Annotated in this window: 10 protein-coding genes and 1 tRNA gene; 2 read left to right on the forward strand and 9 right to left on the reverse strand. The window is 40.4% G+C overall.

Translation table 11 applies throughout. The annotated features are described in order from the left end of the window. The first annotated feature begins 221 nt into the window (after positions 1-221). Positions 222-295, forward strand: a tRNA-Arg gene (locus EKM65_RS07075). A gap of 117 nt (positions 296-412) precedes the next feature. Here the strand turns inward: EKM65_RS07075 and EKM65_RS07080 are convergent. The 9 genes from EKM65_RS07080 to EKM65_RS07120 all read right to left on the reverse strand — a co-directional run bounded on the left by EKM65_RS07080 (position 413) and on the right by EKM65_RS07120 (position 8,753). After that, entirely contained in the window at positions 413-1,609 is a 1,197-nt protein-coding gene (locus EKM65_RS07080) for a GNAT family N-acetyltransferase (RefSeq protein WP_125607048.1), read from the reverse strand. After that, positions 1,609-3,063, reverse strand: coding sequence for a glycoside hydrolase family 1 protein (locus EKM65_RS07085; RefSeq protein WP_125607050.1), 1,455 nt, complete (start codon positions 3,061-3,063; stop codon positions 1,609-1,611). The genes EKM65_RS07080 and EKM65_RS07085 overlap by 1 nt, the downstream gene beginning before the upstream one ends. 342 nt (positions 3,064-3,405) lie before the next feature. After that, the gene (locus EKM65_RS07090) at positions 3,406-3,822 is read right to left on the reverse strand and encodes a DUF3284 domain-containing protein (RefSeq protein ID WP_125607052.1); all 417 of its coding nucleotides are present in this window, start codon (positions 3,820-3,822) and stop codon (positions 3,406-3,408) included. Then, positions 3,819-4,070 (reverse strand): DUF3188 domain-containing protein, encoded by a 252-nt coding sequence (locus EKM65_RS07095; RefSeq protein ID WP_125607054.1) that lies wholly within the window; start codon positions 4,068-4,070, stop codon positions 3,819-3,821. The genes EKM65_RS07090 and EKM65_RS07095 overlap by 4 nt, the downstream gene beginning before the upstream one ends. Then, positions 4,070-4,294 carry a hypothetical protein gene (locus EKM65_RS07100; protein ID WP_125607056.1) on the reverse strand — a complete coding sequence of 75 codons (225 nt, stop codon included), beginning with the start codon at positions 4,292-4,294 and terminating at the stop codon, positions 4,070-4,072. The genes EKM65_RS07095 and EKM65_RS07100 overlap by 1 nt, the downstream gene beginning before the upstream one ends. 124 nt (positions 4,295-4,418) lie before the next feature. Continuing rightward, the gene (locus EKM65_RS07105) at positions 4,419-5,792 is read right to left on the reverse strand and encodes a PTS sugar transporter subunit IIC (protein ID WP_125607058.1); all 1,374 of its coding nucleotides are present in this window, start codon (positions 5,790-5,792) and stop codon (positions 4,419-4,421) included. Between the two features lie 69 nt (positions 5,793-5,861). After that, positions 5,862-6,152 (reverse strand): PTS lactose/cellobiose transporter subunit IIA, encoded by a 291-nt coding sequence (locus tag EKM65_RS07110; RefSeq protein ID WP_125607076.1) that lies wholly within the window; start codon positions 6,150-6,152, stop codon positions 5,862-5,864. Positions 6,153-6,483: 331 nt separating this feature from the next. Further along, positions 6,484-7,758: a DEAD/DEAH box helicase gene (locus EKM65_RS07115; RefSeq protein ID WP_125607060.1), complete on the reverse strand. Its 1,275-nt coding sequence runs from the start codon at positions 7,756-7,758 to the stop codon at positions 6,484-6,486. Further along, a complete protein-coding gene (locus EKM65_RS07120) occupies positions 7,758-8,753 on the reverse strand; it encodes a Gfo/Idh/MocA family protein (protein WP_125607062.1) in 996 nt (331 codons plus the stop codon). Before EKM65_RS07120 ends, EKM65_RS07115 begins: the two co-directional genes overlap by 1 nt. A gap of 273 nt (positions 8,754-9,026) precedes the next feature. Here EKM65_RS07120 and EKM65_RS07125 point away from each other — a divergent pair, with 273 nt between their 5' ends. Continuing rightward, positions 9,027-9,437, forward strand: coding sequence for a DUF4828 domain-containing protein (locus tag EKM65_RS07125; protein WP_125607064.1), 411 nt, complete (start codon positions 9,027-9,029; stop codon positions 9,435-9,437). Positions 9,438-10,123: the final 686 nt, after the last annotated feature.

Raw genomic sequence — 10,123 nt, forward strand, 5'->3', positions numbered from 1 at the left:
AAAATTGGCTTCAAGCAGTGTCCACCACGTTCCAGCGAAAGTATTTATTTTCCCTCACGGCACCCGCACGTTCCGTATGCAACCTTTGCACAAGCGCGAAAAAGTACAAAATAACAGTTTAGTTCCCCCATCACTCACACCACTCAATTTTTAACGATGGATTACTAACTAACTCACCCCGTTGCAAAATCGGTAGTTATTCGCTACAATTAATTGTACTTGCGATAGTAGCTCACCTGGATAGAGCAATGGTTTCCTAAACCATAGGTAGAGGGTTCGAGTCCCCCCTGTCGCATAATTGGCTAAATATTCTCTGTTAATTTGCTCAATAAGCCATCACTTTCATCCAATTGTTTTTACAAAAAAAACGACCTAGAGAATTTTCTAGGTCGTTTTACTGTTATCATTTTATTTAGAAATAATCCCACAACATCGGCTTATTGGGATAACTTAAACAAGACTGTAATTCCGTTAACACCGCTTGTGATTCAATTTGGCAATTTCCCGTTTGCACCAATTGGGCTAAAGTCCGATAACCAAGAAATGCCTTTGCAAGTTGACGTGTATCGGCAATTAAATCTGCGTCCAACTCACTGCTGTGCCGCAATTGACCGCGACCATCTACAATTGACAACTGCCACTTACCATTATTCTCAGGAATAAATTGATCTTTAATCTCAATAATTAATGGCTGCTTCAAATCGGCTGTAAAGTGCCAATTCTCAACCAGTAATTGCCAATTATTAATGCGTGCCATCATATAAGGCTCGAGTGTCGTTTGCACATGATAGGCTTCCGGCATCAAATCATTATACGGCGTTTGGTTAGCACTAGTATAAACAAACTTAGGATAAACACCGGCATGTTTGCCGACAAAGCTTAGCAACCGTTGAAAACTACCAAAGCTATTTGGCATTAACTCAACCATTTCAAACTGTTGTCCAGAAATGCGTTGATAGATTAAGTAGCCATCAAGTTGATGTTCATCATCATAAGAAAGTGCCACTTCAAAGTTAGGGTGCTTGCTGTAACGATATTGTTGCCACCACGAATGGCGAATTAGTCCGCCATTTTGGCTCTGCTCGTTTTGCTGATAAATTTGTGCCATTTGGTCCAAGTTATCAGTAAAATTGCCACGTTCAACCGAACCGGTCACTTGCTTAGACACGCGGGGAAAATCCGCTGCGCGAACCTCGTAATGAAGTCGATCAAACACTTCTTCAAAACCAAAACGGCGATAGAAAGTATAAGAAAATGGTGCCAAATATGAAAGTATCACATGATCCGCAAGCATTTGCTCCGTGGCCTTCTGCATTAACAGCGTAATTGCCCCATGACCACCGAACTCAGGATAACTCGCTACGTAACCGACGCCACCCATTTGATATTCTTGACCATGCCAGTTGGTTGGTAAATAAGTTACCATAATCGCACTTTTAACATGGCCTTGTGCATCAACGATTGCATAATTATGACTGTGCATCGCCAGGTTAAGCCACTTGGTCTGATAAGCCTCGTTATTAGGCCGGTCAAAAGCATAGCAACACAATTCGTAATACTCGTTTAATAAGTCCACATCAGCGTGATCAATTTCAACAACTTCAGACATTACTTATCTGCTCCGAAATCTTCACCATTAGTTGCAATGACTTGCTTATACCAGTAAAAACTATCCTTAGGATAACGGGCCAAATCTTTCTCATTCTTTTCATCACGATCAATGTAGACGAAGCCGTAACGTTTCTGATAGCCGTTTAACCAACTTAATAAGTCAGTGAAGCTCCAAGTTGTATACCCAATCACTTGAATGCCATCACTAATCGCATCATGAATAGCTTTAACATGCTCACGTAAGAAGTGAATTCGGTAATCGTCATGAATTTCATGATCGCTTTCTAATGTGTCAAAGGCACCGAGCCCATTCTCAGTAATTAGTACTGGTAAGTGATAACGACTATTGATTCGGCGCAATGCAATACGTAAACCAATTGGATCGATGTTCCAATCCCAATCAGTTGTTTGCAGATATTCATTGGTTGCTGACTTGAACATTCCTGGAATACCTGATTCTTGCTTACTGCCCTTCTTGCCGGTCGTATTTTCGGCAGCTAAACCAATCCCGTCTGCTAGTGGATTAGCCTGAACAGTAGCGGTTTGATAATAATTCAAACCCATGAAATCTGGACGCGCCAAAGGATCAGTTAACAACGTTTCATCTTCTGGCGTGATTTCGGGTGCAATACCTTGTTCTTCTTGCCATTTACGAATAACGTCTGGATAATGACCGTAAGCGTACATATCCATCCAGTAATATGAATTCATTTGCTCTGCGTTGTCAGCAGCTAATTGGTTCTCTGGATTAGCGTCGACTGCATAAACTGGGCCATAGGCAAAGCTTGGACCAATTTCACCTGTGAAATGTTCATGGAAATATTTCGTGGCAGCAGCATTAGCCAAGTTAGCAATATGATTGGCCGCATACATCCGTTTCGGATCTTGAACTGCTGGTGGATGGCTTGCTAGTAAATAGCCATGTTGAATGAAGACATTTTGTTCGTTCAATGTCACCCAATGTTTAACGCGATCGCCATAGTTTTCAAATAAAGTCTTCGCATAGTTAACGAAATCGGGAATAATTTTCCGTGATTCCCAACCTTGATATTCGTCTTGAAGTGCTTGAGGTAAATCCCAATGATAAATCGTTACAACCGGTTCAATATGATGAGCAACCAAGTCGTCAATCAAATCATTGTAGAACTTAATTCCAGCAGCACTAGCCTCACCATTACCATTAGGAAAAATCCGGGTCCAAGCAATTGAAAAACGGTAAGCCTTCAAACCGGCCTTAGCCATTAATTCAACATCTTCTGGATAACGATGATAATGATCGACTGCAACATCACCATTAGTCCCCTCAAAAGTCTTACCAGGGATCCGCACAAACTTATCCCAAACCGAAAGGCCTTTACCATCTTCCTGATAAGCACCTTCAATTTGGTACGCCGCAGAAGCAGAACCCCAAAGGAAATCTTTAGGGAATGGTGTTAATTTTTTATGTTCCATTTTCAACCTCCATTTGTAATGATAATTCATGATTAATTTAGTTAAAAGTAGAAGAGTGGGACAAAACAAAAGCTTTGTCCCACTTCCTTTTTTGGTTACAAATCAAAACGTGTCACAATGTCTAGTCGGACTGAGTTCAAATAAAGATCTTGCTGCGTTGGCACGCAATGATCTTTTCATTTAAATTTAGACCGGCAACCCGTTACCTTGCGTGCTCTGATTTTGAAACGTGCTCAAGCCAACTGGGTGTCGTGTATTTAAGCGTGAATCTCCTTGCGTTGACACGCAATGATCTTCCCGTTTAAATACAAACACCCAATTCGTTGGCTTTCGCACTCTGATTTAATATGATGCTTCAATTTGTAGTAGCATCTTTTTGAAATTACGGCGGCGGACGTAACCGAGAATTGAGCCGACTAAGACATCGTTCATTTGCCTCATAAAGCCACCCTTTGATGCGACTTCTTCTTGGTAAGTCACTTCGATTTCCTTTTCGCATAATTGCTTAATATCATACTTAACATCAAAATCACTTTGATTAGAATGGGTTGTATAGTGATAAGACTCATCGGGAACTAATTTGGTCACCGTAATCCGGGCCGAGGTGCTTTTGGTGAACTGCTTAATATATGAATAGCCTTCTAATTGTGCCTCAGAGAGTGTCTCACCTGTTTGCGTACGAATGTCATACAAAACTGAATCGACAACCTTATGATAGAAAAAGTTGGCCGGGATATTAAGCTTCTGTTTAATCTTCATTTCTTAGTCACCTTCTTTGCCGTTGACTCGTTTGACGATTTAACGGCGGTGTCTGCGTCATGTGCGTGCTTTTCAGCCTGAGCCTTTTCGTTCTTCCGGCCGCGACGGTAGAAGTAAAAACCGGCGGCGACAAAGGCGATGCCCAAAGTTAAAATACCCAAGCGAACTTGATTGATATTATGATTTGCCGGGCTCATCATAATCATCGCAAAGCCAATTGCCATTAAAAATAGGCCATTGGTTGCCATTATTTTTCAACTCCAGCTTGGAAATAAAGAACCGTACCCCAAGATTGTTTCTTGATTGTTGCCTTAGCCAATTTAGCGGCGGCATCAAGGTCCTCCATGTTTGTTTCGAAGACTAACTTCATACCGCTTTTACTCTTAAGTTGGAAAGAAACACCATCTTCGTCGTAATTGTTTAATAGATCAATGATTTTATCCTGTTGGATAGGCGCGTTTAAAAAGATCATTTTGACAACTCCCTTACTTTGATAATAAATATCTTACACTTAATAAGAATAAGCCATTAGCCGCTTTGATTGCAACTAATGGCCCATACTTTATTCAAAATATTTAATTCACTTAATAACTAAATTAAGCAGCTGTTGTGTCATCTGTTTCAGCAGCAACTTTGCTTGACATTCTTACAAATGGAACCCAAATGAAGAATGCGATAACCATATTAACGATTGCTAGCAAGGCAGCACGCCAGTCAAAGTTCGTTGCCATCCAAGCATTTAAGACTGGAGGCGTAATCCAAGGAACTGCGACTTGAACTGGTGCAACCCAACCAAGTGAGCTAACAACATAAGCGATAACAGTGTTAATGAATGGTGCAATGATGAATGGCACGAAGTAAATGGCATTCAAGACGATTGGCAAACCAAACATTACAGGTTCGTTGATGTTGAACAAGCCAGGAGCAAAGGCTAACTTAGCAACTGTCTTTTCATCAGCACGCTTAGAGAAGAGTAAGATAGCAAGAAGTAATACGATTGTACCACCTGAACCACCAAACCATACATAAGCATCAAATGAACCACGAGTCCAGAAATACTTGAACGGTGTGCCATCTTTTAATGATTGAATGTTAGCTAATTGAGCAGGTGTCCAAATACCTTCCAAAACTGGGCCTAAAACGTTAGGTCCATGAATACCGAAGAACCAGAAGATTTGTACTAACAATGAAACTAAGAGTACCATACCAGCTGATTGACCGGCACCAATCAATGGTGCTTGGATTGTCTTAGACAACCAGTCACCGAAGAATTGACCAGTAACTTGAGTAAAGAGATAGTTAATAATAGCAACAATATAAACTGCAGCAATACTTGGAATCAAAGCAGTAAATGCTTTAGAAACTGCAGGTGGAACTGAATCAGGCATCTTGATTGTGATGTCTTTCTTCATCAACCAGATATAAATAACAACGGCAATACCGCCGAAAATCATAGCTGTAAACAAACTTGCGGAGTTCATGTTAGCCATTGAGAAAGCACCGGCAACAGAAACTGTAGAACCAGTGACAGTTGCACCAGCAGTGGTCAAAGTATCAGCAGCAGCTTTTGGTAAAGCCTTGGCAATTGGAAGAACAGCATTGCTGTTAATTGTCATGAAGAAAGCGGCAACAGATACTAAGGCACCAGATAAACCATCAGTATCATAATCAGCAGCTAAATGGTAACCCCACATAACTGCGAAATAAAGTGCGAAAATTGCTAAAGAACCATTATAAACAAGTCCATCAATCGCAACGATTGGTGCAACTGCATTAATAAATCCTGTCCAGCCCCATTGTGCTGGATATGTGTTCAATAACGCGTTCAACAACGTCGCTAAAGAACCAGCCATCGTAATTGGCAATGTTGAAATAAAGCCGTCACGTAAAGCAACCAACCAGCGAATTGAGCCGATTTTAACTGCTACAGGGACAACGAATTTTTCAAGCCAATCCATTAATTTTTGCATATAAAAACCTCCGAATTAAAGCTAACCCATGTGTTAGAAATTGTGTTGCAGTATAACTTCCCCAAAAAGTTATGCGCTTGCTAATTTCTTGTAGAGATCTACGATTTCACCAGCTAAATCACGGAAAGTAATCGCATTCATTAAATGATCTTGCCCATGTACCATGAGTAAAGTCACTTTAACGTGGTCGCCACTAGCTTCTTTCGTCAACATACCAGTTTGAGAGTTGTGTGCTTCGCCTAATGCGGCATCGGCCTCTTTCAACTTGGCATCGGCTTCATCAAAGTCACCTTTTTTGGCAGCTTGGATCGCCTCCATTGAACTACTCTTGGCATTACCACCGTTAACGATTAATCCCATAATCGCTTGTAAATTTTCGTCCTCGTCCAACTTGTAGCCTCCTTTCTCTAACTAAATTTAAACACAAATGAATAATTGCAGTGGATCTGCAAAAATAGTCGCAATGAAAACAATTTCATCGCATATTTAAAGTCTATCACAACTACAAATTCACAACAAATAATAATGTTATCAATCTGAATGAATTGCTCTAGACCACGGATACATTATAAAATCATTTTCAGGTACTTGTCAAGTCCTAAAAAATGCGTCGTTGTTTGATTGGAAACGCAACCACATTTACTGAAAATTGCCCATATTGTTTTGTGATTTTCGCAAAAAAACAGCCAATTTACTTGACTGTTTTCGGTTGATGTTTTCCTTTATTTTTTTGATCACGCAGACGCTTTTTCTTGCGTGGTTTTTCCCGTTTCGTTGCAGGTTTAGCCACATGCTTAACCACCTGTCGCTCCTGCTCAACTGGTCGTTCTTTTTTTATTGGTTTTTCACTTGTTAAGTGGCCATCGATTAAATAAACCGTTTGCAATGAAAATTGATCCTTGACCGTTTTCTGTAAATTACGATGGTCATGTTCATTACCTAAATTTAAAACTGTCCCCGTGCCAAACATCCGACCGGTTCGACCTGCTCGATGCGTATAACTAACTAACGTTTTTGGCAAATCATAATTAATGACAAATTTTAATTCAGCAAAATCTAATCCGCGGGCTGCTAATTCCGTGGTCACTAAATAGGTCAGCTGCTTTTTACGGAATTGTTGCATGATTTTTTGCCTGCGTTGACTTGTCTCATCGCCCAACAGCAAACCCACCCGTAAATTTAAAAAGCTGAGTGTCTTGAATAAGGTGCGTGCACTACCAGTATTTTTAACGAAGACCAAGGCATTTTGACCATCAATTGGACCACGCTGCAGACGTTTGAGTAATTCCGCCTTTTGGTGATTACCAATTAACATAAAATCATGCTGAATTTGCTGGTGTTCCCAATCAGCATGACGCGTATCAAACCGTTCGAAGTCATAACCGAACCATTTCCCCAACTCTTCAAAAATTGGTTGTTCGGTTGCCGACATTAAGACCATCTGCGCATCAGCCGGCGTTTTAGCTAATAATTCACGGGTTGCATTTAAGTGCTCCCCATCTAATTGTGAATCAGCTTCATCAATAACGACCGTTTCTACTCGATCAACTTTAACCAGTTTATTCGTGATCATTTCTTGAATTCGCCCGGGTGTGGCAACAATAATCTCGGGATGTTGCTTCAATTGTTCTTGCTGACGTTTCAGATTAGCCTTACCGACGATGCCTTGAATTTTCAAATCAACTGTCTGCGCATAAGGTCGTAAGACGTCACGAACTTGCATCACCAATTCAGCACTTGGTTCGAGAATAATTAATTGTAACCGTTGACCCGGCTGTAATGTTTCTAATAGTGGCAAGCCAAAAGCTAATGTTTTGCCCGTTCCCGTAGCCGCCAAGCCCAGAACTGGACCACCTTTTTTCAGCGCCCAATAAACTGCTTGCTGAATTGGTGTCGGCTGCTTAAATCCGGCCCGTTGCCAAATCGGTAAAAATGGTGTTGCCGGCGTTTCATAAATTTCTGTCATTAATTTTGATCACTTTCAAATTTAATTTGGGCGCTGGTCCGTAATTGATTGAGCACTTGATTAACTTGCCCGGTTAATCGCCAGTAATGATTGAATTGTTCCTCATCATGATTATTAAACATGAGACTAAAAGCATTTACCTCATCAACTAATGGATTTTCCGTTGAGGGTTTAGACAAATCCTGAAAAACAGCCGGACCATCATAGCAGCGTACCAAATAAGGCTGACCAATACTATCTATCCACAAAGTTTGGCGGTTAGCATAAATTTCACTCGGTAGAAATGATTGCTGATCCTTGCCAAAAACCAATGCGGCATCAAAATGATCATAATGCAGTCTAGCTAAGCCGTGTAAATCAATTCCATTCTCTGCTTTAGTCGCATGATAAGTCGCCTCTTTAGGTACGCCAAACCAATCAACTGCCGCATAAACTAAGTAAACGCCTAAATCATATAAAGCACCACCCGCAAATTTCGGTGAAAAAATGTTTGGTTCCCGACCAGCCTTGAACTCATCAAAACGACTTGAGTATTTCATATACGTCAATGTTGCACCAGTCACTTGGGGAAACTGCTTAATTTGCGCACTGGCCGCTAAATAATTGGCATCATAAAGATGGCGGGCAGCTTCAATTACCCGTAACTCTGGATGTTCTTTTAAAATATGATCAATCTCCTGATATTCGGCAACTGTCACAAAAGCTGGTTTTTCAACAATCACATTTTTACCATGCAGGAGCGCACTCTTAGTATCTTGAAAATGTAGGCTATTAGGCGACGCAACATAAACCACATCCAGATCTGTCGCGCTTAAGAACGTCTCTAGATCGTCGTCTGCCTTAGCTTCAGGAATAAACAGATCATCAATTAACTGTTGCGACTTTGCGCGTGTGCGTGAATAAACATGTGTAATCTTAAATGCCCGGCTTGCAACACAAGCCTCTAAAAAAGTTTTCGTAATTTGACTAGTTCCAATTGTTCCAACATTGGTCATATTCTTTACCTCAATTTTGATTGATTAATTTTTTTATCATTTGCAAAATTAGTACACGGTTGAAAATAAATTGCAGAAATTAGTGTATCTACTGGCAAGCAAAAAGTTAAATTAAATTCGCGATTAGAACTAATCGTGGACAATAACCTAGTTTTTCTCTCCACATATTTTCTGTCACCTTATTGTAACAAAAATACAATCAACATATCATGGTTTTTAATACCAAAATAACATGACTGATGATATGATAATAGATGTGTAAAGGAGATTAACATGCGAGTTTCTGATATTTATTCTGCTGGTATTCATGGTATTAATCAAGTAAGTCGCTTTTTAACCCAAAAACGGCACCTTAAGCAACAACAAAGGCGACAACCCGATCTGGCTTTGCGTTATGCTGGCGATTGGGCTTTTATTGATCCCAAAACCAATCAGCAACATGATATGTCAATTTCTCCAGACTTTTCGATTATGATCGATCATCGCGAATTGCCCGGACGAATTATTGGGCTTGATGCTGACCAGCTGGTTTTTTTAGACCATTATGGTTTTCAATTAAAGGTCTTTGCTAATCATAACGGACCTCGTGAGATTTATGATGAATCGAGTAGCCGTACCTATCCCGTTATTAATCATCGTGACGTACCACAACAAGATGATACTGATGATGATTTAACCGAGTAACTTTACTAATGAGTTAGCGTCGAAACTTGACTAAAGATTAGGCACTAAAATTTCAAGGCTTATTTACCAATTTAGCGTCAATATTAAATAAAAGAGTTTGACAATTTTTCTTAAGATAAGTAAGGCCCAAATTCAAAAAGTGGATTTGGGCCTTTTTGATTTGTATTATTCGTACTTACGCAAAGGCTGCTTATAGAACGTGCGCGGTGCCGTGGCAGCAAAAGAATACTTAGCGCTGGCGTTGCAACCAACAACTAGAACTGTTTTGTTGTGGTTCTCCGCGCTTGCGCAAAGGTTGCATACGAAGTGTGGTGGATACCGTGAGGGAAAATAAATACTTTCGCTGGAACGTGGTGGACACTGCTTGAAGCCAATTTTTGCAAAATTGTCTCCAAGACAGGTCTTGTTGTACCAGCTAAAGCTGCAACAACAACTTCACCACTGAGCGGTATTTATTTTCCCTCACTAAACAAACAAGGTGGCAACCTTTGCGCAAGTGCTGAGTTGACGAGTGGTTGAATCACTTCTAATTTTTAGAAGTATAAATTTGCTATTAAATCACACCAACACATCTCGTTCATCAGTGCCGGAGGAAAATCGCGGTCAGCTGATCGAGTAGGAAGTAATTGTAAATTACCGTCCTCTCACACCACCGTACGTACGGTTCCGTATACGGCGGTTCAATA

This window comes from Lapidilactobacillus bayanensis (assembly GCF_003946695.1).
GTDB lineage: Bacteria > Bacillota > Bacilli > Lactobacillales > Lactobacillaceae > Lapidilactobacillus > Lapidilactobacillus bayanensis.

Coding starts and splice junctions, on each gene's coding strand:
- EKM65_RS07115 (WP_125607060.1), bottom strand. CDS start 7,758: ATGACAGAAATTTATGAAACGCCGGCAACACCATTTTTACCGATTTGG.
- EKM65_RS07090 (WP_125607052.1), bottom strand. CDS start 3,822: ATGAAGATTAAACAGAAGCTTAATATCCCGGCCAACTTTTTCTATCAT.
- EKM65_RS07120 (WP_125607062.1), bottom strand. CDS start 8,753: ATGACCAATGTTGGAACAATTGGAACTAGTCAAATTACGAAAACTTTT.
- EKM65_RS07085 (WP_125607050.1), bottom strand. CDS start 3,063: ATGGAACATAAAAAATTAACACCATTCCCTAAAGATTTCCTTTGGGGT.
- EKM65_RS07105 (WP_125607058.1), bottom strand. CDS start 5,792: ATGCAAAAATTAATGGATTGGCTTGAAAAATTCGTTGTCCCTGTAGCA.
- EKM65_RS07100 (WP_125607056.1), bottom strand. CDS start 4,294: ATGATCTTTTTAAACGCGCCTATCCAACAGGATAAAATCATTGATCTA.
- EKM65_RS07110 (WP_125607076.1), bottom strand. CDS start 6,152: ATGGGATTAATCGTTAACGGTGGTAATGCCAAGAGTAGTTCAATGGAG.
- EKM65_RS07095 (WP_125607054.1), bottom strand. CDS start 4,070: ATGGCAACCAATGGCCTATTTTTAATGGCAATTGGCTTTGCGATGATT.
- EKM65_RS07080 (WP_125607048.1), bottom strand. CDS start 1,609: ATGTCTGAAGTTGTTGAAATTGATCACGCTGATGTGGACTTATTAAAC.
- EKM65_RS07125 (WP_125607064.1), top strand. CDS start 9,027: ATGCGAGTTTCTGATATTTATTCTGCTGGTATTCATGGTATTAATCAA.